Raw genomic sequence first — 21,774 nt, 5'->3', positions numbered from 1 at the left:
CAATTTACATCATTTTTCAAATGATGCTTGGTGGTGAATGACACAGTTTTATGGATAGAGTCTTTTTTTGCTGCAATCAGCATTGTGAATTATAATAAATATTTATATATTACATTATAAGCACAATGCTTATAGCATTGTGTAGGCGCTCTTTTTTTAGAAGATTTATCGAAATAATGCCATTAAAATGTGTTGATTTCCTGAAATTTTTCTTCTGCTTATGCATTGTCGTTATACATTGCGACTCGTTATCGGAAATTAATCCGGATGTAAAGTATTTTATAACACAAGGCCTACTTCGGCTCGCAGTTCCATTCTTTTTTGTTACGTCTGGGTATTTCTTGGGGAAGAAAATCAAAGAACATCCCCCAAAAATAGACGAAGTATTCAAAAAATACGTAAAAAGATTGCTTGTGCCTTTAGTTGTATTTTCTTTGATAAACATCATATTGGAAATAATAAAAATGATTCCATATATGAGTGGACCTGTGATTTTTAGGGAAATTATTAGGCATGTGGTTTTTTATCCGTGGGGGGCTCTTTGGTTTGTGCAGGCTTGTATTGTGGGAGCATTATTGTTGTATCCTTTTGTTAAAAGGAATAATTTTATGGGAGCATTGCTTGTTGCTTCGTTATTGTATTCGTGGGCCTTAGTATGCAACAATTACTTCTTTGTTGTACAAGGAACTTTTTTTGAACCTTATATACGTGTATTTATGAATTTATGTGTTTCTGCAAGAAATGGTTTTTTTGTTGGTTTTGTTTACCTGGCTATTGGATTTTTTGTTGTTCGTAGAAATGCGAATGTTTCTGTTTTTTTTACAATTTTGGCATTTTCTATTTATGTACTTGAAATTGTAATGCTGAAAAATAAGGCTTCTTTGGATGATTCTGCATTGTATATTTCGCAATTACTAGTTGTTCCAATCATTTTTATAAAGGCTTTAAATTTTCCAGTAAATATATCTAATGAGACTAGTTTGATGTTTCGCAATTTTAGTGTTGGAACATACTTACTGCATCGACCTGTAATATCGATTCTTGATATCATTGGTGCTGATCATGTTCCTAAAACTATTGTAGTGTATTTAGTTTGCAGTGGGATATGCTATTTAGTGCATAGAAAAGGTGGACGATTAAAGCGAATTCTATTCTGACTAGTTTATTTTGAACGAACAATCGGATAAGAGATGGTTTCCCCAATTTGGAAGCCATAATGAATAAGCGCTTTTATCCGTTTTTTTCAAATATTCTATTGAGAAAGATAAAACGTTTCTTAAAACATCAAAATTGCGAGCTCCTAAGGAAATATCTTTAATTCCGATATTAAATCGAATTTGATAGTCGCCTTTGACAAGGTTGTGGTTCTTTATCGAACAGAACAAAGAAAAAAAATTTTTTTGCGGAACATCTAGCATATTTGAAACGATTGTTCCGACGCAAATGTCGCTGGAATTTGTAATGTGCAATCCAAAATTGAACGATTTAATTGATGGATTGTTTCTTTTGATTTTTAACTTGAGAAGTAAAGGCTCATCTGTTGCTAAATGCTCAATGTCTGGATTTAGCATTTCTGCTTCAACAAATTCAAGGTCTTTAAGTAGACTTTCTTCGCGGTGATCTCGGTTGTTGATAATGACTTTCCGCTCGTAATTTTTGACATTTGAGTCAGTATAGTAATTAATAGCTTCTTCCACGCTGCCGTCAAATGCCACTTGTCCCTGATTCAGGACAATCCCCCTCCTGCATAGGTTCTTCACCGCGCCCATATTGTGGCTCACGAACAGTACGGTGCGGCCTTCTCCGCGGCTCACGTCCTGCATTTTGCCGATAGCCTTCTTTTGGAATTCGGCATCACCCACGGCGAGCACTTCGTCCACCACGAGGATTTCGGGTTCCAGGTGCGCGGCGATGGCGAACCCGAGGCGGACTGTCATGCCGCTGCTGTAGCGTTTCACGGGGGTGTCCAGGTAACGTTCGCAGCCGCTGAAGTCCACGATTTCGTCGAGCTTGCGGGTGATTTCGGCGCGGGTCATGCCCATGATGGCGCCGTTCATGTAGATGTTCTCGCGGCCGGTCATTTCGGGGTGGAATCCGGTGCCCACTTCGAGGAGGCTCGCGATGCGGCCTCTTGCGCGGATGATTCCTGTGGTGGGGGCGGTTACGCGGCTGAGCAGCTTGAGGAGCGTACTCTTGCCGGCGCCGTTCCTGCCGATGATGCCGACAACATCGCCTTCTTCGACCTTGAAGTTTATGTTCTTGAGTGCCCAAACGTATTCGCTCGAGCCTTTATGTGCGCGGTCGTTTGTTTCGCCGACTTTCAGGTAGGGGTCTTCGCGGCGCAGCACTTTGGTCTGCCAGAATCTGTTCAGGTCGTGGCTCAGCGTCCCGGTGCTCACTAGCCCCAGACGGTATTGCTTGCTGATGTTCTCGAACTCAATGGCGGTCGACATACTACTAGATCTGTTCTAAATGCGTAATCCAATCATTGAAGTGTCTGCATTTGTCTCTGATTTTATTTAACCCAATTCTGCGTAATACTTCAATTCCTGCTACAGTTTTGTCGTAGGCGGGGATGGCTTTTAAAATTCTTTTTGACGGGGCCCGTTTCAAAACTATTGTTTATCAGTTCTGGATTCGGTTGTGCACTGATTGCCTGTCGTAATTCGTCAATTTGGCAGTCGAAGTATTCTGTAGAAAGTTGTTCTATGTCTGCAAATAATAAAGCTTCAAATTCGTGCAACTGTATATACGGCTTAAAATGACGTTCGTGACCCACCTTTTGTAAAATAGAATTCTCTAATTGACGGACTTTATCGTAGGCATCAGAATATTTCATCGCATTGGCGTAACCGGGAGTGTCTGTTGGAAGCGCATAGAAATCAACCATTGTTGAAACATAAGAGTCTTCGCTTTTCGAGGCGCGCTTTAATACAGGTTCTAGAGAGTTCTGCATTTTGCTATACGAACTCATTCCGCCTTTATACATAATTCCATGTCTATTATCCCTTTTGGTCAATATTGTTATTGGAATTATAATTTTTTCATAATCCCAAAAATGAGGCGCAAGTATGGCTTTTGCAAAATGTTCTTCGGACGGACCTTCGGTGACTATAAATATTTTTTTCATTTATGGTTGTCCTCCGATGATATTTTTTTCCCATATTTCGGAAAGACTGTAATTTTCCAACCACTCATCCAAATCTTGTTCATTCAATCTTTTGAAAATCGAGGATCCTGAGGCAGAGTTTGTTTCGGCCACAATTACTTGATCGGGCGTAAAGCTATCCAAAAGCCGGGGAGACTGTGTTGCTATCACAATTTGGGCGTATTGAGAGCACTCTTTTATCATAGAGGCAAGTAAATCAATAACTTGTGGGTGCAAACCTAGCTCGGGTTCGTCAATAAGGATGATGTTAGGCAAGAGTTCCGGCGGTTGCAAAAAAAGTGTTGCGAGGGCTATAAAACGAATGGAGCCGTCCGATAGGTGATCTGGTCCAAACAAATAATCGTTGTCGATTTCAGATTTCCAATTGAGCTTTATGGATGACATATTTAACGGATCTGGAAATAAATCGAATTTTCCAAATTGAGGGACAGCGTATCGGATTCTACTTGTAATACGTTCAAAGTACTTAGGGTATTTTTGTTGGAGTCTGTATAAAAATGCAGGTAGGTTTCCGCCATCAGCAAATAAATATCGATTATTGGCTATGCTTGCCGAATTTCTGATATGAGATTGGTCCGATGTGTCGTGAAATTGATATGCCCGGCATTGTGACAGAATTGCCTTTAGAGCGTTGGCGCCTGCGTATTTTTGGTCGTCTGCATATAGAAGGCTTTCTTTCTGACCTCCATCCAGCTCAAATTCTTTGTCATTGACTTTGATTTTTTCTTCTAAAAAAATCAAAGCATCTTTTACGGATTTTGCTAATTTAAATTGATATACATCTTTAAAATTAGGATTTTCAAATGTCAAGGATGATTGGATAATTGGCGTTTTTTTTGATCCAAAATGAAGAATGTTGTCTGCCCCGCCATTTTTCCCAATATATAATTGCAGTGCTTCGGTTGACATATGGTTCAACATTTCAAAAAAGGATATGAAACTGCTCTTACCAGCTCCATTTGTACCAATAATGATGTTAACATCCTTTAGGTCCAAATTCAACGAAAGCTCATCCGAACCAAACGACTTGAATCCAGAAATTGCTATTTGTGTTAACTTAGATTTATTGTTCATTTTGACCTCAACTACAAAATAGTAGTTTTGCGCTAGGAATATAGCCCATTCAATGCTGTTTTCCCTTCATTTAAGAATTTTCCGATGACGGTATTGTTTTTGAGAACTTCTGCTAAGTTGCTGTAGCGTTTTACGGGAGTGTCCAGGTAGCGTTCGTATCCGTTGAAGTCCACGATCTCGTCGGGTTTGCAGGTAATCTCGGCGCGGGTCATTCCCATGATGGCTCCGTTCATGTAGATGTTCTCGCGACCGGTCATTTCCGGGTGGAAACCTGTTCCGACTTCCAAAAGGCTCGCGATGCGGCCTCGGGCGCGGATGGTGTCCCCTTCGAGGACCATGCGCACTAAGGCAACGAAGTTGCCAAGTGCTGTCCGCCCGGTGGTCGGTGCGGTCACTCGGCTTAAAAGTTTAAGGAGTGTACTTTTCCCTGCACCGTTTCTGCCGATGATGCCGACAACGTCGCCTTCTTCGACCTTGAAGTTGATATCCTTGAGTGCCCAAACATAATCGCTTTTACCCTTGTGCGCGCGGTCGTTCACTTCGCCCACTTTCAAGTACGGGTCTTCCTTGTGCAAAATCTTGGTTTGCCAAAAACGGTTCAGGTCGTGGCTCAGCGTTCCTGTGCTCACGAGCCCCAAACGATATTGCTTGCTAATGTTTTCAAATTCTATGGCGGTCATGTATGGGTAATATAACTAGAAAAATGGGCGTATTTCGCAAATTAACACGCGAATTTTCACCGTCAATGCGACTGATATAGGTTGAATCGGGAAGAAAAAAGTTCCCTAGGGCTAGCCCCTGGGGAACCTGGCCGAAACTTTTCTACCTTGCCGATTCTACCAAAAAAGGACATGGCGGTGAGTCTCAACCAAGCACAAAGATACGAAATACGAGCGCTCAATGCGGCAAAGATCCCCCGAAAAACATAGCCTTGCAGCTGAAGGTCCACAAATCCACAATCTACAGGGAACTAAACAGGGGCGGCGGCCGCCAGCATTACGACCCGGTCAAGTCGCAGGAACGGGCAGACCTCCTTGCCGCGACAAGTCACCTGCATTACGACTACGACGAGGACGACTGGAAAATCGTGGACGGGAAAATCAAGGAAGACTACTCTCCCGAACAGGTGAACGGACGCGCGAAACTCGATGGGATGGGTGTCCCTAGCGTCGCCACGATATACAGGCATGTGAACAAGGACGAGGACCTGAAGAAGCACTTGCGGCACGGCAAGAAACCATACCGTAAGCGCGGGGAGAAGAAGGACAAGAGAGGCCAGATTGTAGGCCGCGTGCCCATCGAGGAACGTCCGGCAATCGTGGACGAGAAATCACGCGTAGGCGACATCGAGATAGACCTGATAAACAGCGCGGACCATGACGCGAACCTGCTCACGATCAACGACAGGATGACGAATTACAGCCTGATAAGGTATCTTCCGACGAAGAACGCGAAAGACCTGAAGAGAACGCTTGTGAGGGCGCTGAAGGACTTTGAGAAAACGTTCGAAGTCAAGATTCTCACAATCACTTCGGACAACGGGAAGGAGTTCGCCTGTCACGCAGAAATAGCGAAAGCTATGAAGGCGGATTACTACTTTGCGAACCCGTACCACTCCTGGGAGCGCGGTGCCAACGAGAACATGAACGGTCTAATACGCCAATATCTTCCCAAGAAGGAGTCGTTCAAGGGAATCTCTCCCCGGAAAGTTCGCTGGATACAGGATAAACTGAACAACAGGCCTCGAAAAAGGCTTGACTTTATGACCCCTTTAGAGTATATTTATACGCAAGTTAAACTACAAACCTAAGTCGCGTTAGCGACGAAAATCCGCCACACAAAAATCCTCATGTTAAAGGCTTTGAAAAATGAGTTGCCTCTCGCTTTGGTTAAAATTTTGCATTAAATTATAGGTGTATTAAAATTCTAGGAATGCCGTGCAGATTTTATTTTCAGATAAAGATTCGGAGATGTGCGCTGGGCAAATGAAAAGGTTGCGAATATCTTAGAAGTGGTGAATTACCACGGGTAGGTTTTTATGGGTGACGGGAAAAAGGTTCTTTGGCAGGTTTCCCCTCCAGGAAGCGACTTGGCGGAAAAGCTGAAAGAAATGGGGTTGGACGCAAATGATCTTGCGGCGCGCATGGGCTATACGCCTAAGGCTGTGAACGACATTTTGCAAGGCAATTGTCGAATTACGCCAGAAGTCGCGATTGCGCTCGAAATGATTACTGAAATTTCGGCGAATTACTGGTTGCGTCGCCAAATTTCTTACGATGAATTTCTTTCTCGCCAAAAGTTGGAGGCTTCGCTGAATGATCAGCGCCTTTGGGAGAAGTCTTTCCCGAGCGAGATGACGGATCGCTGCTGGGTAGGTGGCAATAAAAGATGTATGCTTAAAAGTTGCGTTCCGTATTTCTTTGGCTGAAGTTGAGGATCCTTATGCCGCTTCGGCTTGGATTCGCCGTGGAGAAATTCTTGCGGACCGTGATCCTATGGAAAGACAGGAACAGATTCCTGTGCGCAAAAGACTCAAGGCTGCTTTGCCAGAAATCATCGCTTTTGCGGCGGCGAATAAGGAGCTTCCGAAACGCGCGAAAAAAAATCACTTATACGACTCCCGAAGCGGATGTTGTGGATGATTGCATGATGGATTTGCAGGAACTATGCCGTAAAATTGGCATTCGTGTGTTGTTCGTGCAAAACTTCAAGAGCGCACCGATTCATGGCATGTATCGTTGGTACAAGGATGTTCCTGTCGTTCAACTGCACGATCGTTTTGAAAAACGTTTCGCGATGTGGTTTACATTCTTTCATGAATTGGCATATGTGCTGTATCACGGCAAAAAAGGCATTTGTTTGCAGAACATTGGCGTCACGCACAACTACCCAGAAAAAGAAGACGAAGCAAATTGCTTCGCCCAAAAGTGCATGACAGATGCGGGTTTTTAAAAAGAAAGTCGGGTGAATGATTTGTAATGATCGCTTGTGTAGTAGATGTTGCAGTTGCTGCTATAAACAAGTCTTTTTGTCCCTCGATTTTCTCCAAAATAATCGACATCAGCTTCTTGGTAATAATCTTGGGGGAGTAATCCTTCGCGATTGCTAAAAGAGTCTCCTCCAATCATAACGCCGAGAGTTGTCAATGGATTGAAATTCCATTTCCTAAAGCTTTTACCAGTTTTGGATTCGTAAAGTTGTTTGCCTTCTTCTTTGCTTACGTAGTTGGGGGGCAAGTATCCATGATCGCAGATGAATTTGGCGACTTCATCTTTAGAGGTGTATTGCTGTGCTTTGGATGTGTTTGCCGTATATTTGGAAAACCCGCTGCTAAATGAAACGCCTATGTTGTCGATGATGTTCTTGATCCCGAAGATTACGGCGAGAATCATGCACAGGGTGAACATGAAATTTCGAAACGACTTTTTGGGGCGATAGCTGTGGATATTGACTGACTTCTGTGATTGTAAATTCTTTTTTTGTGGAATCAAAGGGACGCCTTCAAGAAGGCCTTTCTCTACGCGAAAGCCTTTTTCTGTTTTCTTTACTGAATAAATAATAACGGAATCGCCTGTATGAGGTGAACGAGAAATGGGCCCTAATGCAGAAACGTGAAGAAAGTATCTGATACCATCTGCCGAAACAAAGCCATAGGCTTTTTCGGAATTCCATTGGATTACTGAGGCTTTTGTGGTCATTATGGCTTTTACACCGTGTCCATAAAAGTTCTTTGGATTTTGTTGAACACGACAACGCCGAGCGCGAGAAGCAAAGCCGCAAAGCCTGCGCTGTAGCCGAGTGCGGCCCAGCTGAATTCGCCGACGCCAAGCATGCCGAACTTAAATGTTTCCATAATGCTTGTGAGCGGATTCGCCTGCATCAGCAATTTGAGCTTTGGATTTTCGATGGTGCTGAGCGGGTAAATTACCGGCGTTGCGTACATCCAAAGTTGCACAATAAAAGTCAGCAAAAAAGTAAGGTCGCGGTATTTGGTCGTGAGGCTGCTGAACAGCACGCCGAATCCGAGTGCAAGCCCGGCAAGGATCAAAATTAGCACCGGTGTCAAAAGCAAATACAGGTTCGGGTGCACGGGCGCGTCCGTAAAAATCATGTAATACGCGAACACCAAAAAGAAGAGCCCCATCTGAATCGCAAGGCGCACCAGGTTGCTTGTCACGGTCGCCATGGGAACGACCAAACGCGGAAAATAAACCTTTCCAAAAACATTTGCATTGTCGATGAACGTTTTGCTGGTCTGGTTCAGGCTTTCGGCAAAATACTGCCAAAGGCAAATTCCCGCCAAATAGAACAGCGGTTGCGGAAGTCCGTCGGTACTGATCTTTGCAATTCCGCCGAAAACGACCATAAACATGATCGTCGTCATAATCGGCTGGATAAAGAACCAAAGCGGTCCAAGGATTGTCTGCTTGTACCACGTCACAATGTCGCGCTTGACGAACATGCGGTACAAATCGCGGTACTGCCAGAGTTCGTGAAAGTCGACGCTCAGCAGACTTGTCTTCGGCTTGATGACGGTTGTCCAGTTGTTCTGCCCTTCTGTCATGTTAAACCTTTTCCCGGATCACGTACTGCGGAGCCTGATTGATGCAAATATAAACGCGCCCCACGTATTCGCCGATGAGACCGAGCAGGAACATGATCATGCCGCCGACAAACAAAAGCGTCGAGAGAAGGCTTGCGTAACCGATCGGCGCCGATGCAACGGTCAGCTTTTCATAAATCACAAAAAGGCCTGCAGCAAATCCAATGATAGCGCAAAGGATGCCGATGAATGTAGCGGCGCGCAAAGGTTTGACGGAAAAGGCGGTAAAGCCGTTCACCCAAAGCCCAATCAATCCGGCGATTGTGTAACCCGATTCGCCTTGCAAACGGTGGCGATGGCTTACGGCGACGTTTCCCAAATTTTTGGTCGATCTAAAAATCAAGCCGCTGATGTATGGAAACGGATTCGGATATTGCACAATTTCTTTTGCGATGAACTGCTTCATAATAAAGAAGCTCGTCGTCTTTAAAGTCGTCGGTTGCCCGATAATCGCTTCCGCCATTTTTTTGTTGACCCAGCTTCCGAATCGGCGAAAGAGATGTTGTGCGGAATGTTCGTAATAGCCGTAAACAACGTCAAAGCCTTCTTCGAGTTTGTTGACGAGCTTAAAACTTTCGCTTGCCGGGGTCTGTCCGTCATCGTCAAGGCTTATCACGTAATCGCCGGAGGCTTCTGCGTAGCCTGCCATCAGTGCGTTGTGCTGTCCAAAATTTTTTGCAAGGCAAATGCCCTTGATTTTTTTGTCTGCGCATGCGAGCTGCTTGATTTTACCCCAAACGCCGTCCGGGCTGCAGTCGTTTACCAGAACGATTTCGTAGTCGAAAATGCGGCCATCTTTGGATTTTGCGTTTTGATTTTGCACGGTGGCGCAAATTTCATTTACCACGGTTTCGATGGTCTTTTCGCTGCGGTAGCAGGGAATTACGAAAGAAATTTTCATTTAGGATTTCCTTATTGTACCAGTTCCCATTTGCTGCTCTGGGCGGACTTGGCGGCGGCCTGCATCATGGAGAGTCCCTCGAGCGAGGTGCGGATGCCGCAGACATACTGGCTTGTAAAGCTACCGGTGGCGAAATATTGTCCTAGGCAATCGGCGATGTCCTTGTAGTAATTGGCGAATGCCTCGATAAAGCCTGCGGGGTGGCCCGCCTTGAAACGATTGTAACGCTGCTGGTTGGCGATTTTCACGTCGCCTGTGCGGTCCCGCAGACATACGTTGCCCCGGATATCGCAGGTTTTTAGGGTTTCCGGTTCTAGCTGAAACCATTCGGCACTGCCTTCGCTGCCATACACCCGAATGCGAAGGCCGTTGCGGTTGCCGAGAGCCGTTTTGCTGAACCACATCTGAGCCCGAACGCCGTTGGTGTATTGGGCCAGAACTCCTACGTTATCCACAATCTGGCGGAACAAGCCGAAGGTGGTCTGGTCGGCCACGATGCGCTCCGGCTTTTCTCCGGTTAAGAAATAAATCATGTTATGGAGGTGACTCCCCAAATCCAGGGAAATTTTTGGAATCACGGTGTCTTTTAGACGCCAGCTCTGGGGCTTAGGCGGTTCGTTGTTGGATCCTAGCCGCATAAAGCCTTCTTGGGGCATTTCCACCTGCACCTGCTGGATTTTGCCCAATTTGCCGTCGGCTATGAACTGTTTCAGTTCCCGAATCATGGGATAACCGGTGTAGTTGTAGGTAGTGCAGAAGAACCCTTTGGTTTCGGCCACGACTTTTGCGATGGCTTCGCCTTCAGCCACGCTGGTGGCTAGGGACTTTTCGCAAATTACGGGGAACCCGGCACGGAGCGCACCGATGACGATGTCTTTATGCAGGTCGGTAGGGGCTAATACCACGACGGCATCCAACTTACCTTTTTCGGATTGGAACAGATCGCAATAGCTGCCATAAGTGCGTTCCGGAGAAACTCCCCAGACGGTTGCCGTTTCGACATTGGTTTTAAAGTGAGTACTGAAAGCCCCTGCCACCAGTTCAAAATGGCCATCCATCTGGCTTGCTGCCTTGTGAACTTCTCCGATGGCCGAGTTGATACCGCCCCCGATAAACGCAATCTGGTATGGTTCCTTGTTCATCATTTGAAATTATTGGTGTCTGATAAAACTTTTTGAATCAGTTTGAAATCTAACAAAAAAGGAGACCGGCGATTTGGGGAAATATCGCTTTTGACTATCGTTACGTTTGCAATTCAAAATAAGCTCCAAAGTTCCAAGGAAAGTAGAGGTTTTGTCGGATAGCCGCGACTATGTTTCCAAGATGAAGAAAAACTGACTAGCGAAGTGGCGCAGACGGTGTTTATTCCACAATGACCTTGGCGAGTTCTGTCATGCGGGCGGTTTTGTCCTGCATTTCTTCCAAGGTCTCGAACTTGAAGAAGACGATTCCCGCCTTGTAGATGAGTTTGTCTGCAACTATTTCGCCGGGTTTGTACCAAAGGAATTTTTCTACGATGTTTTGTTCAATTTCCGGAGCGAAAAGTACATTTCGAACAATTCCCTTGCATCCGTTTTCGCCGGCCTGCCTGTCTGCCATAAGACAATGACGCAACCAGAATCCATTGCTAGGCACGTCGGCAATGCTGGAAATATCCATGCCGGTTTCGGCCATAATGATAAATTTCGGGTAGTCCACGCCGGTGGCGTATTTGACAAACTTTATGTACAAATCTCCAGGAGGGCGTCGGCAAATTTCAATAATGATGGGAGTGCCGTCGGCTTTCTCGATGTACTGGATGTGCAGAATGCCATCGACTAGATGAAGTTCTTTGGCAATGTGTTCGCTATAGTCCCGAAGTTTCGCGAGGCCCGCGACAGATGTGGAGCTAGGCGAGTTCGCTCCCGAGACCATGTACTTGTTGATATAATATTGTTCGTTGTCGGCGAAGGCAAAGGCTACTTTGCCTTTGACCAGCATGGCTGAAAACCCGTGGTTGGTCCCTTGTACGAATTCTTCTACAACAATGTGGTCTTGCCGGGTGCGGCTGGCGGCATCTTTGTAGGCGGTCCTGGCTTCTTCGATGGTCGCGACTCGATGAATACCTTTGCCGCCCGTAAGGTCTACGGGCTTAACTATCAGAGGGAAGGTAAGAGCCGTTCCGTTTAATGCAGTGTTGCTGCCCGCGACGGCAGCTTCAAAATCGGCAAAGTTATTGTCAGCGTCGGTTGTGGTAACTGTAATGGCCCGAGGCGTAGGAATGTCGAGACGTGTGGCCAAGGCTCGGTACTTATCTTTGTGGTGGAGTTTTAGCGATGTTGCGTAAGAATCGTGGCCGGGAAATCCCAATTTTTCGCAAACGTAAACCGTAGAAAGCAGGGCAAAATCGTTACAGCCGGAGCACACCGCTTGTACGTTTTCTCGGCGGGCCAGTTCCAGCATCTTTTCCTTGTCGCTAAAGTCGGCGAAAACGTTCTTGTCGGCGTAGGGGTGGCCCAGGCCCTCTCTGGCGTTCCCGGTGGTAATCACGTACCATCCCAGAGCCTTTGCAGCCTGAATCAGCGGGATTTCGGCATGCCCGCCACCGAGAAGAAGCATTTTCTTTTGAGTTTTACTGTTCATTTTCAAATGGTGCAATCCCTATTTCCAGAAAAATTCCTTTACCTTGTCGCACACGAATTCCAGGTCGCTTTGCTTGAGCCCGTAGAACATGGGCAATCTGAGCAATCTATCGCTTTCTTGAGTAGTGTAGCGGTCTTCGCCTGAGAATCGTCCGAATCGCTTGCCCGCAGGCGCGGAATGCAACGGCACGTAGTGGAACACCGCCAAGATTCCATTTTTCATCAAATGAGCGATGAGGGCTGTACGGGTCTTTAAATCCGCAACCTTCAGGTAGAACATATGAGCGTTGTGCTGGCATTCCTCAGGAATGTAGGGTAGCTGCAGATCCCCTGCGTTGGCTAGACATTGCAGGCGTTCTCGGTAGCTATTCCAGCTGGCCATGCGGTTGTCGAAAATCCTCTGGGCATTTTCCAGTTCGGCGTAAAGATAGGCTGCGTTCAATTCGCTGGGCAGGTAGCTGGAACCCAGTTCCACCCAAGTATATTTGTCAACTTCGCCTCGGTGGAACTGCACCCGGTTGGTTCCCTTCTCCCGGATGATTTCTGCATGGTCGGCGTATTTTTTGTCGGATATAAGGATCGCGCCGCCTTCTCCCATGCTGTAGTTTTTAGTCTCGTGAAAACTGTAACAGCCGAAATCACCGAGGGTCCCCAGGCTTTTGTTCTTGTAAGAGGCCATCATTCCTTGGGCTGCGTCCTCTATAACAAATAGGTTGTGTTTTTTTGCAATGGCGTTGATTGTATCCATTTCGCAAGCCACACCCGCGTAATGTACTGGAACAATTGCCTTTGTCTTATCAGTGATAGCCTCTTCCAGTAACTTTTCGTCTAGGTTCATGGTGTCGGGGCGTATGTCCACAAATACGCATTTGGCGCCCCGCATGGCGAATGCGTCGGCGGTGCTTACGAAGGTGAAAGATGGCATAACGACTTCGTCGCCGGGCTGTATATTGCACAGCAGGGCGGACATTTCCAATGCGTGTGTGCAACTAGTAGTGAGAAGAACCCTGGCTGCTCCGGTCTTTGCTTCTAGCCAAGCATGGCATTTTTGGTTGAAAAGCCCGTCTCCGCATATACGGCCACTTTCTACAGCTTGTTTTACGTAATCGATCTCGGGTCCCACAAAGGGGGGCTGGTTAAAGGGAACATTCATAGCCACTATATAGGTTTAAAATTTTCAATGTGCAAATTTTCATCTCCTTCCCGACCTTGAATTGCGTATAATCCTTCCTGGTGTTTAGGGGCTGCGCAGTGGCCAATGGATAGGGTGGTTTTAAGGGACGCTTCTTTTGCGGGTGTCGGCATAATAGGTCAATATAGATTAAAGGCAAACTTAAAAAATAGCATAGAACGCCCTCATTTCGGTTTTTCGTACCGTTTTTCCCATCATTTTGCCTGCGCTTCCCCGATAGTCCGTAAGGAAATACCCTCGCTGTCGAACCTGTTCCTGTTTATGATCGCGTTAATTTTGTCTAAAGGGGCTACCTCTTGGAAAACCGGGCATAATTGTTCGAAAGGTCGAGGAACCGGAGCGGATTGTACATATCAGTATACTCTTGATGATTCCTTCAAGACAACATGTTAGTTTATTTGCAGATTGGTATGTTTGAAAAATTTTAGGCTAATCTAGCCTCTAGCACACGTCTTTACATGAAGTTGCAGTAAAACTTTCCAGTGAGAACAAAACTTGCCAAAACTTAAGGAAAAGATAGAAAGTTGAATTTTTAAAATTGCAGAATAAAAATGGAAATCCGCTCTTGCAAATTCCCTAAAGTAAAGAGGATGAACAAAATGATGCCAGGGTTATTAACAGGATGATGCCGGACAGCTTTTGTCCGCCTTGTTCAAAGGCTTTTTTGAAAAATATCCGGTCAAGGCTGTTGGCGAAGACGGGAATCACGAAGAATAGTAAAATTCCCCACCAGTAAATTTGGCGATGCCGAATGAAGCGTTTAGCGTCATGGAGAATGCTGCGTCGAAGAATACTCCCCAGCCCGCTACAAAAATTGCCAAAAGAGATAGGAAAAAATACCTGTTCTAATGAGGTGTTTCCGGATGATGTAAAAAAATCCAAATCCAGCAAAAGTAAATTTTCGCGCCGGCAAACGCTTCTAAAAAATTGGATAGATAGGCGTATAAAAACAGAGGACGAAAAAAAGGATTACCCTCAGAATTTTTTTGTGCGTTCGAATAGAAACGCTAAAATTAAGACATTGCACAAAATGATACCTTATAGAAGAGGGGCGTTAAAAAAATCGAAACGAGAAAAGGAAAAGACGGTGATGAACAAGATTCTTGGCAAAGGGGAAGTCATGGCTGTAAAATAGAAATCTTCGTTTTTAGTATTCAGACGGTTTTGGGGAAGGATGAGAGTCTTTTGAAACGGAATTTCTTTTGCAATAATTTTTGCAAAACCGGATGGAAAATACCTTTTTTTTGCTTTATTTCCGGACTGTTTACTTTTGCATCCAAAAAAGAATCGCTACAGTTGCTAGGGCTTCTTTATTTTTATTTATTTCAGAACAGACGTGTTTCTTTTTTTTCGTTATTTTAAAAAGAGACAAAATCCCACTATCGGAGGCTTTATGCGTTTTCGTCAATTGGCAATCCTTCCTGCGGCGGCAGCTTTGGTCTTTTGGGCCAGTGCCTGTTCTGATGACAGTTCCAGTTCTTCGGAACCGGAAATCGAATCCTCTTCTTCGGAAGAACTTCCCGAGCTCAGCTCTTCGTCGGATTCTACTGGGGAACAGCTCTCTTCCTCTTCGGCGGCTTCTTCTGCTTCGGTTGAAGCTCCTAAAGACGGGCTTCTTCTAGATGACATGGAAGACGGCAACGGAGAAACAGCAATAGGTACGTTCTGGTACACTTACGACGACGCGGGAAATGGCGGTGCTTCGACGATTACGACGGCAGTTGATGCGGATAGCGCCATTGCGGCTTCGCCGACAGACAACGGTTCCAAGTATGCTTTCAAGGCGGAATTTTCGCTCGTCAAAGCGGATTATGAATTCGATCCTTTTGTCGGCTGGGGTTTTAAAATCCCCTCTTCAGTAGATGCCAGCAAATATGCGGGTATCCGCTATTCTTACAAGGGTGCCGCCCACTATCTTCATATGGAAACCACCGATGTTACGGATTATGATGTCCATCTCTCTTCTCAGAAAAAATCGACGACTTGGACGACGGTAACGGTCGCATTTAGCGATTTGATGCAGGGCGGTTGGGGAATTCCCGTGGAGTTTGATCCGAAGCATCTTGATGCGGTCAGTTTTCAGGTAAAAGGTAACGGTAAAACGGACTCGCTGATCGTGGACGATATTTACTTTGTCAAGGAGGGCGATTTGCCGCCGAAAGTGGCTGATATGACTATCCGGGATCCGATAGTGTACAATTTGACCATTGGGGATGTTGCTGTCACGACTCCGCTTCAGGAAAAAGTCATGAAATATTTAAACAAGGGCGTGAATTTTACCAACTGGCTCGAAGAGGCGAAGGGCAAATTCGATGGCACTTTTAAGCATGACGAATCCGATGTGAAACTCCTTTCCGAAAGCGGATTTAAGGCGTTGCGCTTGCCGATAGACTTGGATCTTTATGTGACGAATCGTTCGGAATTTTTGAATGATATCACTGGAACGGTGGGACTTGTCATGAGTGACAGCATCTTTATCGTTCTCGATTCCTTTGTGGAATGGACAAAGCGTTATAATATGTCTTTGGCGATTGATTATCACGAATACGACAACAGCTACAATAAGGAATCTTCTGTAGATGCACAGTATATTAAGATGATGTCCGAAGTTTGGAAAGCTGTTGCCGCGCATTATGCGGACAACGAACGCGAAGACCTGTTCTTTGAATTGCTGAACGAACCGGATATGACGAACGGCAAGGTGACGGCGGCGAATTGGACCATTGCCGCCCAGAGCATGATTGACTCCATCCGTTCCGTGGATGTCAAGCACACGATTATTTTTGGCGACGCCCAATGGTATTCTATTGATCTTCTGGTAAAGCGCGAACCGTTCGCCGATGACAATATTGTTTATGCAATCCACTCCTATGATCCGTTCCTCTTTACCCACCAAGGAGCTTCTTGGACGGATTATTCTTCGATTCGCGGAGTGAAGTTCCCCTACAATCCAGAGGAATGGTCGGAATATACGGCGGATTTTGGTGTTACCGCTTCGACGCCTAGTTCGGCAAAATCGGCTCTGAAAAATTACTATAAGACTGGCAGCAAGGGCTATATTTTGAGCCGTGCGTTGAAGGCAAAAGAATGGGCGGTGAAAAATCAGGTTCCGCTGGTGTGGAATGAGTTTGGCGCTTACAGTCTTAAATCGGATCCGCAAAGTGTGCTGAATTATCTGACTGCCGTTCGTGAAATCTGCGATACGCTTCAGATTGCCTGGCAGCATTGGGGCTATACGGGAGGATTCGCTGTCGTAGAAAATGGCGCTTTGATTGAAGGTATCGACAAGGCGTTGAATCTAAAAAAATAGCAGGCTTGTTTTTGTCGAAGCGCTTTCAAGTTTTTGAAGGCGCTTTTTTTGTAGAATTTCGAGAATGGTGAAACTTGGGAAAGCGAGAAAGGGATTGAATACGCTATTTGGTATGAAACAGAAAATTTAGTTTGAACGATTGTAAAAAAAATATTTTTTTACATTTTGCCGGTTATTAAAAATGAATTATATTGTAAAGTGTTTTGCAAGGAGATGTGCTTTGAAAATCATTTTGGAGAAATGTTTGTCCGAGGACTTTTACAGTTGGAACCGGGCGCGGTAATTGAGTTTTCAAATCCTGGGGTGAAAACGATATTAAATGTCGATGGAAAGTTAAATTGGAAAACCTCTTCAAATAGGCCGCTTGAAGATATGAATTATTGGAATTCCGTGGCTAGCGGCTTCATGCTTGTTCTGCATAAATCGGGGACAATATATATTGAAGGGGATTTGTGTGGAACATTGTATGCGCCTTTAGCCAAAATTATCATCGGGCAGACAAAAAAGATTTATTACGGAAGGATCCTTGCAAAAGATATCGTTGTTCATCAACGCACTAAAATTTTCCGGGTAGATTTTAATCCTAAAGAAAATTTTATTTATGTTTGGAGGAACTAGGGGTATGGTCATCAAAAGTTTATGGGGAGTTTTGATTGCGGCGGTCGCTGTTTTTTCCGCCGATAGAACGTTTTTTTTTCTTTCTCCTTACACCAAAAATTGGTTTGATTCGACGCCGGTCATTGTGGAAAATTCGAATAGGAGTTCGGCATGGTCGATGACCGCAGACACGCTTGGCTGGTATCACTACTCGTGGGATGAAAATTCCTTGCCCGATTCCATTCTCGTTTACAGCGGGCGGGACTCGTTATTTTCGGAGCCAGTAGGCTTTGGCGGATTTCCGGCTTCGTCCTCCATGCAGATTCCGATTAAAATGTTGTTTGAAGTCTCATTCCGTGGACAGGGTTCGATTTTTTACGTTCCAGAAGAAAGTAAGTGGCCCGATGAGAATTCCGAATTCGGATTTTATGTATGGGATGTTCGCTCGGAGACCGGCTATCTTGCGAGTTCAAAAGCTTTTACTCTATATTTTCTGGTGCCCGATTACAAGGACTGGATCGAAGAAATTCCAGTCATCGTTGATGCGAAGGATGCGTCCGCTCGCTGGAAGATGACTGCAGACGGCGAAAACCCCGGATGGTTTCGCTTTCAATGGAATGCCGGAGAATATCAGCCCAAGGGTTTTTACATCTATCGGGAAAGCGATAGCCTGTTGACATCGCCTATTGGAAGGAACGGCTATGCGCTGGGCAGAACTGCGTTGATTGCATTCGAACAGAATGGAGCTGATTCGCTTTTTCTTGTTACGGATTTGAATTATAATTGTAGCGAGCACCATGAAGAGGGAATCGTCTATCAAACGGATATTCGGAAAAATTGTCCGCTGAAAAAACATTGCCTTGAAGAAAATTTTGAACCTCGATGCTATACGTTCAACGCCGAGATTTTTCCGACATACTATTCTTTCTATTCAACGGATTCCGTCCTTGTTCGGGAGGAGCAACTTCTAGAAATAACGGGATTGTGCGTTCTGGGCGAGATAAACTGGGGTTGTAAACCGCAGATTGTTGTGCATGGGAAGTCTTGCGATTTACCGTCGGGCGATTACTTCATCTACTTCCGCGACTCCGTGAGCGATAGCGCATTCTATTTGCCGTATGCGCTGGAAGCTTCAGCGATAGCGAAAAAGATTTTGCAAAATGGTGTTGGCGTCCACGCGGAAAATTCCTTTGTGTGGATTCATTCGGATGTGCGCAAAAATTTCGCCGTAGTCAATTCTCTAGGTCAGATTGTTCAGCGTGGAAGCGTTTGGGGTGACTTAAAAATAAAGCTTCCTTCGTCGGGAAGCTTCTGGGTGAAAGTCGAATCGGAATTGTTCCGCGTGCAAATCAAGTGATCGTATTCAGCGCTTGTTGGTCGGCGCTTGCCGAGCAGCAATTTCGCCGTGCTTGCGGAACAGGTGCTTCACTAGAGTCCCGAATCCGCGAAATACGCGGTAGCGTTCTTTGGGGTTCTTGATGGCCATAATGCCCTGACGGAAAATGTAACTCGGGCGCAGGTAAAATTCCCGGCGCGCCTTGTCACAGAAATCGACCAGATCCTGGCTGGAAAGGTTGCCACGGTGAATGGTAGTGCGGTGAAAACCGTCTTTGTCGAGCCACTGGCTGTAATCTCGGCTTTCGAGTGCTCCGCTTTGCAGTGCTTCTTTGTAGGCTTCCGTTCCCGGATAAGCCATGATAGGATAAAATTGGGCGGTATTCGGGTTCAACTTTTTGGCGTAGTCCAGCGTCATCCGGAGCGTTTCTGGCGTGTCGCCGGGGTTCCCGACCATAAAGCAGCCGTGCACCAGAAATCCGGCTTTGCGGGAATCCTTCATAAATTGAACGGCCTTGTCGGTGTTCTTGATGCCCTTGTGAATATTCTGCAAAACTTCGGGACTTGCGCTTTCAAAGCCCACGCACATTTCGCGTCCGCCTGCTTTGTGCATCAGTTTCAAAAGTTCCAGAGGCACGTCGGCTCGGGCGTTGCAGCTCCAAGTGATTTTCAGTTTCCTTCGCAGAATTTCTTCGCAGATTTCCTTGACGTGGTTATGGTTGGCTGTAAAAGTGTCGTCTTCAAAAAAGACTTCGCCCAAATCTTCAAAATGCGATTTGATGTATTCCAGTTCGTCCACAACGTCTTTTGGCGAGCGCATCCGGAATACGTGACCATTCAGCGTTTGCGGAATCACGCAATAGCTGCAACGGTTTGGGCAGCCGCGCCCCGAAAGAATCACGATTATCGGGTTGAGGTTCGCTCCGTAAAAATAACGCTTGTAGCAGGAAAAAAGATACTTGTAATAAGTCTTGCTCACCCACGGGATTTCGTCGAGGTTGGCGATTTTCGGACCTTCGGGTTGAAAGTCGATGCCGCCGTCCGGCGTGCGATAAGCAAGTCCGGCAATGTCCGAGGGCTTGGCGATTTCACCGCGGAGAAGCCGAACCAGATTCCGTGCGGTATAATCCGCTTCGCCGATAATCACATAGTCGAGATTCGGTTCCATTTGCAGGCTTTCGAGCGGTTCTGCTGTCGCGTGCGTTCCCATAATGGCGGTGGGGACGTTGAACATGACTTTTAACGTTTTGATGACGGACAAATCATTGATGATGCTCGGCGTGCTTGTCGTTGCGATAATCAGTTCCGGTTGAAAATCCCGGATTTTGGCGACCGTTTTTTCCAAATCGAGATCCATCGCTGGACTATCTACGAGCTGAATCTGGTTGCCATCGGCTTCGACGGTTCCTGCGGCGTAGCTCAAAAACATGGGCCAATAGAGAGTGCTGGATTTGGTGACGCACGGGCTGCGCGATTCCCGGCTGAACATAGGGAAATAAGGCGGATTTAAAAAGGTGACTCGCATAAGCCCCCACAAAATACATTCTATTTTATAAAAAAGACGAGGAGATGCTCATGAAATGGCAAAAGTTCTGCGTAATCCTATTGCTTCCGGTGGCTCTGGTTGCCGGAACACCGGCTTTGGATACTGTGCGGATTTTGGGCGCAAGTGGAGCTCCGCAGGAAATCTACACGGTTCAAAAAGGCACGACGGTGAAAGAGGGGCGTTTTATTTCGTATTATCCGGACGGGAAAGTCGGCGTAGAATCGACCTACCGGAATGGAAAACTCGACGGAACGTTCAAAAGCTATTACGCCAGCGGCTCTCTTTGGCAAGAGGTTTCCTATGCGGCGGGAGTGGAACAGGGTGAATCTCGGTTGTATTACGAAAACGGCAACTTGAAAAATCGGGAAGTTTACGAATCCGGAGTGCCGAACGGGCTTTTCAAAGAGTGGGACGAAAACGGAACTTTGCGTTCAGAGTTCCCCTACGTGAATGGGCGAGTCAATGGCATTGCGCGAATGTATGACGCCGACGGTCTGCTTTCCGAAGATTTGGAACTGGTGAACGGCATCCGGGAAGGCGTGTATCACAAATACAAAAAGGGAATAGTCGTGCACACGGCAAAATTTCACCGGAACCGCTGCGTCGAAAACTGCGAGTTCTAGCGGGAGTCCGTTTTCTTTCTGCCCCGGATTCCCTTGTAAAGGACGTAGCATATAAAGAGCCCGGCGACGCCGACGATAATCATGGAAAGCTCGGTATTGTATTTTTGAATAACGTCGCTTTGCCCGTGCGCCAGAACTCCCAACAGGGCGAGCACCACATTCCACAGAAACGCGCCCAGCGCAGTAAATAAAATGAAAGGGCGAAGCTTCATACCGGCAATGCCCGCGGGAATGGAAATCAATTGCCGGATAACAGGAATGAATCGACCGATGAAAGTGGAAATGGCTCCGTGCTTACGAAAATAAGCTTCGGCTTGAACGACCTTTTGCGAATCCAGCAGGCACATGCGCCCCAAGCGGGAATCGGCGAATTTGTAAATAATCGGGCGACCGAGAAACTTGGCCAGGTAAAAATTGATGAGTGCCCCGAGAACGGCACCAAGTGTCGCGAACAGGACGACGAGGATGATGTTCAATCCGGCATCGGCTTGCAAGGCCTTGTAAGCGGCGGGCGGCACAATCACTTCAGAAGGGAAGGGAATGAACGTACTCTCGATGGTCATCAGCAGAGTCACCGTCCCGTAATTCAGATTGTCGCTGTACCAATCCGTAATCCGCGTGTAAATGGAAGCGTCCCCCGCAAAAGCCGAAGAGGAAAGGGCAAAAATAAAAATCAGAATGGAAAATAATTTCATCGTCATCAAAGATACTTAAAGCGGACTTTCTAAAAAGGCGAACAAAAAATCATGCCGTCTTTTTCAAGGGGGAAAGCCTTCCCCTCGGCAAAGCCGCGTCTTTGCCTA

At 46.1% G+C, this 21,774-nt stretch carries 23 protein-coding genes; 10 read left to right on the top strand and 13 right to left on the bottom strand.

Annotated features, from left to right (window positions below; translation table 11 throughout):
* Positions 1 to 125 precede the first annotated feature (125 nt).
* Positions 126 to 1,157, top strand: a complete 1,032-nt coding sequence (locus tag BGX14_RS07045) for an acyltransferase (protein WP_095879468.1) — start codon at positions 126 to 128, stop codon at positions 1,155 to 1,157.
* Here BGX14_RS07045 and BGX14_RS07040 read toward each other — a convergent pair whose 3' ends face one another.
* From BGX14_RS07040 to BGX14_RS07020, 5 genes are read right to left on the bottom strand one after another with little or no spacing between them, the layout of a single operon-like run.
* Entirely contained in the window at positions 1,158 to 2,453 is a 1,296-nt protein-coding gene (locus BGX14_RS07040; RefSeq protein ID WP_095879467.1) for a polysaccharide ABC transporter ATP-binding protein, read from the bottom strand. It abuts the gene before it with no gap.
* Positions 2,454 to 2,457: 4 nt separating this feature from the next.
* Positions 2,458 to 2,613, bottom strand: coding sequence for a DUF4276 family protein (locus tag BGX14_RS16490; protein WP_158223255.1), 156 nt, complete (start codon positions 2,611 to 2,613; stop codon positions 2,458 to 2,460).
* Positions 2,543 to 3,130: a DUF4276 family protein gene (locus BGX14_RS07030; RefSeq protein ID WP_095879465.1), complete on the bottom strand. Its 588-nt coding sequence runs from the start codon at positions 3,128 to 3,130 to the stop codon at positions 2,543 to 2,545. Before BGX14_RS07030 ends, BGX14_RS16490 begins: the two co-directional genes overlap by 71 nt.
* Positions 3,131 to 4,243, bottom strand: coding sequence for an AAA family ATPase (locus BGX14_RS07025; protein WP_095879464.1), 1,113 nt, complete (start codon positions 4,241 to 4,243; stop codon positions 3,131 to 3,133).
* 32 nt (positions 4,244 to 4,275) lie between these two features.
* Positions 4,276 to 4,923 carry an ABC transporter ATP-binding protein gene (locus BGX14_RS07020; RefSeq protein WP_198951172.1) on the bottom strand — a complete coding sequence of 216 codons (648 nt, stop codon included), beginning with the start codon at positions 4,921 to 4,923 and terminating at the stop codon, positions 4,276 to 4,278.
* 251 nt (positions 4,924 to 5,174) lie between these two features.
* Here BGX14_RS07020 and BGX14_RS07015 point away from each other — a divergent pair, with 251 nt between their 5' ends.
* From BGX14_RS07015 to BGX14_RS16055, 4 genes are all read left to right on the top strand, one after another.
* Positions 5,175 to 6,053 (top strand): IS30 family transposase, encoded by an 879-nt coding sequence (locus tag BGX14_RS07015; RefSeq protein WP_095879463.1) that lies wholly within the window; start codon positions 5,175 to 5,177, stop codon positions 6,051 to 6,053.
* A 228-nt stretch (positions 6,054 to 6,281) separates the two neighbouring features.
* The gene (locus BGX14_RS16065) at positions 6,282 to 6,671 is read left to right on the top strand and encodes a HigA family addiction module antitoxin (RefSeq protein WP_233126439.1); all 390 of its coding nucleotides are present in this window, start codon (positions 6,282 to 6,284) and stop codon (positions 6,669 to 6,671) included.
* Complete coding sequence (locus BGX14_RS16060) at positions 6,664 to 6,885, top strand: hypothetical protein (RefSeq protein ID WP_233126438.1); 222 nt, start codon at positions 6,664 to 6,666, stop codon at positions 6,883 to 6,885. Before BGX14_RS16065 ends, BGX14_RS16060 begins: the two co-directional genes overlap by 8 nt.
* A 4-nt stretch (positions 6,886 to 6,889) precedes the next feature.
* Entirely contained in the window at positions 6,890 to 7,195 is a 306-nt protein-coding gene (locus tag BGX14_RS16055) for an ImmA/IrrE family metallo-endopeptidase (RefSeq protein WP_233126437.1), read from the top strand.
* Here the strand turns inward: BGX14_RS16055 and BGX14_RS07005 are convergent.
* From BGX14_RS07005 to rffA, 6 genes are all read right to left on the bottom strand, one after another.
* Positions 7,192 to 7,941 carry a ribonuclease domain-containing protein gene (locus BGX14_RS07005; protein ID WP_073301663.1) on the bottom strand — a complete coding sequence of 250 codons (750 nt, stop codon included), beginning with the start codon at positions 7,939 to 7,941 and terminating at the stop codon, positions 7,192 to 7,194. The genes BGX14_RS16055 and BGX14_RS07005 overlap by 4 nt on opposite strands.
* Positions 7,942 to 7,949: 8 nt before the next feature.
* Positions 7,950 to 8,807 (bottom strand): ABC transporter permease, encoded by an 858-nt coding sequence (locus BGX14_RS07000; RefSeq protein WP_073301665.1) that lies wholly within the window; start codon positions 8,805 to 8,807, stop codon positions 7,950 to 7,952.
* A 1-nt stretch (position 8,808) separates the two neighbouring features.
* Complete coding sequence (locus BGX14_RS06995) at positions 8,809 to 9,747, bottom strand: glycosyltransferase family 2 protein (protein ID WP_073301667.1); 939 nt, start codon at positions 9,745 to 9,747, stop codon at positions 8,809 to 8,811.
* 11 nt (positions 9,748 to 9,758) lie between these two features.
* Positions 9,759 to 10,892 carry a Gfo/Idh/MocA family protein gene (locus tag BGX14_RS06990; RefSeq protein ID WP_073301669.1) on the bottom strand — a complete coding sequence of 378 codons (1,134 nt, stop codon included), beginning with the start codon at positions 10,890 to 10,892 and terminating at the stop codon, positions 9,759 to 9,761.
* Positions 10,893 to 11,109: 217 nt separating this feature from the next.
* Positions 11,110 to 12,369, bottom strand: coding sequence for an acetyl-CoA carboxylase biotin carboxylase subunit family protein (locus BGX14_RS06985; RefSeq protein ID WP_095879462.1), 1,260 nt, complete (start codon positions 12,367 to 12,369; stop codon positions 11,110 to 11,112).
* Positions 12,370 to 12,387: 18 nt separating this feature from the next.
* Positions 12,388 to 13,521: a dTDP-4-amino-4,6-dideoxygalactose transaminase gene (rffA, locus tag BGX14_RS06980; protein ID WP_073301674.1), complete on the bottom strand. Its 1,134-nt coding sequence runs from the start codon at positions 13,519 to 13,521 to the stop codon at positions 12,388 to 12,390.
* 790 nt (positions 13,522 to 14,311) lie between these two features.
* On the opposite strand from rffA, the gene BGX14_RS06975 reads away from it, so the two are divergent.
* The 4 genes from BGX14_RS06975 (at position 14,312) to BGX14_RS06955 (ending at position 18,824) form a co-directional block, all read left to right on the top strand.
* Positions 14,312 to 14,695: a hypothetical protein gene (locus tag BGX14_RS06975; protein WP_095879461.1), complete on the top strand. Its 384-nt coding sequence runs from the start codon at positions 14,312 to 14,314 to the stop codon at positions 14,693 to 14,695.
* A gap of 258 nt (positions 14,696 to 14,953) precedes the next feature.
* Positions 14,954 to 16,870 carry a cellulase family glycosylhydrolase gene (locus BGX14_RS06965; RefSeq protein ID WP_143394176.1) on the top strand — a complete coding sequence of 639 codons (1,917 nt, stop codon included), beginning with the start codon at positions 14,954 to 14,956 and terminating at the stop codon, positions 16,868 to 16,870.
* 165 nt (positions 16,871 to 17,035) lie between these two features.
* A complete protein-coding gene (locus BGX14_RS06960; RefSeq protein ID WP_143394175.1) occupies positions 17,036 to 17,488 on the top strand; it encodes a hypothetical protein in 453 nt (150 codons plus the stop codon).
* Between the two features lie 4 nt (positions 17,489 to 17,492).
* On the top strand, positions 17,493 to 18,824 hold the full coding sequence (locus tag BGX14_RS06955; RefSeq protein ID WP_095879458.1) for a hypothetical protein: 1,332 nt from the start codon (positions 17,493 to 17,495) through the stop codon (positions 18,822 to 18,824).
* A 6-nt stretch (positions 18,825 to 18,830) separates the two neighbouring features.
* Here BGX14_RS06955 and BGX14_RS06950 read toward each other — a convergent pair whose 3' ends face one another.
* Positions 18,831 to 20,291, bottom strand: coding sequence for a radical SAM protein (locus tag BGX14_RS06950; protein WP_233126436.1), 1,461 nt, complete (start codon positions 20,289 to 20,291; stop codon positions 18,831 to 18,833).
* 86 nt (positions 20,292 to 20,377) lie between these two features.
* On the opposite strand from BGX14_RS06950, the gene BGX14_RS06945 reads away from it, so the two are divergent.
* The gene (locus BGX14_RS06945; protein WP_158223254.1) at positions 20,378 to 20,971 is read left to right on the top strand and encodes a toxin-antitoxin system YwqK family antitoxin; all 594 of its coding nucleotides are present in this window, start codon (positions 20,378 to 20,380) and stop codon (positions 20,969 to 20,971) included.
* Here BGX14_RS06945 and BGX14_RS06940 read toward each other — a convergent pair.
* Positions 20,968 to 21,666: a DedA family protein gene (locus tag BGX14_RS06940; RefSeq protein WP_198951171.1), complete on the bottom strand. Its 699-nt coding sequence runs from the start codon at positions 21,664 to 21,666 to the stop codon at positions 20,968 to 20,970. The genes BGX14_RS06945 and BGX14_RS06940 overlap by 4 nt on opposite strands.
* Positions 21,667 to 21,774 lie beyond the last annotated feature (108 nt).

The sequence above is a fragment of the Fibrobacter sp. UWS1 genome (assembly GCF_002300445.1).
Taxonomy (GTDB): domain Bacteria; phylum Fibrobacterota; class Fibrobacteria; order Fibrobacterales; family Fibrobacteraceae; genus Hallerella; species Hallerella intestinalis.
Note: the sequence above shows the minus strand (reverse complement) of the source record. Positions and strands in the feature narration are given on the sequence as shown.

Coding starts and splice junctions, on each gene's coding strand:
- BGX14_RS07005 (WP_073301663.1), bottom strand. CDS start 7,941: ATGACCACAAAAGCCTCAGTAATCCAATGGAATTCCGAAAAAGCCTAT.
- BGX14_RS07025 (WP_095879464.1), bottom strand. CDS start 4,243: ATGAACAATAAATCTAAGTTAACACAAATAGCAATTTCTGGATTCAAG.
- BGX14_RS06990 (WP_073301669.1), bottom strand. CDS start 10,892: ATGATGAACAAGGAACCATACCAGATTGCGTTTATCGGGGGCGGTATC.
- BGX14_RS06950 (WP_233126436.1), bottom strand. CDS start 20,291: ATGTTCAGCCGGGAATCGCGCAGCCCGTGCGTCACCAAATCCAGCACT.
- BGX14_RS06985 (WP_095879462.1), bottom strand. CDS start 12,369: ATGAACAGTAAAACTCAAAAGAAAATGCTTCTTCTCGGTGGCGGGCAT.
- rffA (WP_073301674.1), bottom strand. CDS start 13,521: ATGAATGTTCCCTTTAACCAGCCCCCCTTTGTGGGACCCGAGATCGAT.
- BGX14_RS07000 (WP_073301665.1), bottom strand. CDS start 8,807: ATGACAGAAGGGCAGAACAACTGGACAACCGTCATCAAGCCGAAGACA.
- BGX14_RS07030 (WP_095879465.1), bottom strand. CDS start 3,130: ATGAAAAAAATATTTATAGTCACCGAAGGTCCGTCCGAAGAACATTTT.
- BGX14_RS07040 (WP_095879467.1), bottom strand. CDS start 2,453: ATGTCGACCGCCATTGAGTTCGAGAACATCAGCAAGCAATACCGTCTG.
- BGX14_RS06975 (WP_095879461.1), top strand. CDS start 14,312: ATGAAGCGTTTAGCGTCATGGAGAATGCTGCGTCGAAGAATACTCCCC.
- BGX14_RS06945 (WP_158223254.1), top strand. CDS start 20,378: ATGAAATGGCAAAAGTTCTGCGTAATCCTATTGCTTCCGGTGGCTCTG.
- BGX14_RS07045 (WP_095879468.1), top strand. CDS start 126: ATGCTTATAGCATTGTGTAGGCGCTCTTTTTTTAGAAGATTTATCGAA.
- BGX14_RS16055 (WP_233126437.1), top strand. CDS start 6,890: ATGATGGATTTGCAGGAACTATGCCGTAAAATTGGCATTCGTGTGTTG.
- BGX14_RS16065 (WP_233126439.1), top strand. CDS start 6,282: ATGGGTGACGGGAAAAAGGTTCTTTGGCAGGTTTCCCCTCCAGGAAGC.
- BGX14_RS06995 (WP_073301667.1), bottom strand. CDS start 9,747: ATGAAAATTTCTTTCGTAATTCCCTGCTACCGCAGCGAAAAGACCATC.
- BGX14_RS06965 (WP_143394176.1), top strand. CDS start 14,954: ATGCGTTTTCGTCAATTGGCAATCCTTCCTGCGGCGGCAGCTTTGGTC.
- BGX14_RS06955 (WP_095879458.1), top strand. CDS start 17,493: ATGGTCATCAAAAGTTTATGGGGAGTTTTGATTGCGGCGGTCGCTGTT.
- BGX14_RS07020 (WP_198951172.1), bottom strand. CDS start 4,923: ATGACCGCCATAGAATTTGAAAACATTAGCAAGCAATATCGTTTGGGG.
- BGX14_RS06940 (WP_198951171.1), bottom strand. CDS start 21,666: ATGAAATTATTTTCCATTCTGATTTTTATTTTTGCCCTTTCCTCTTCG.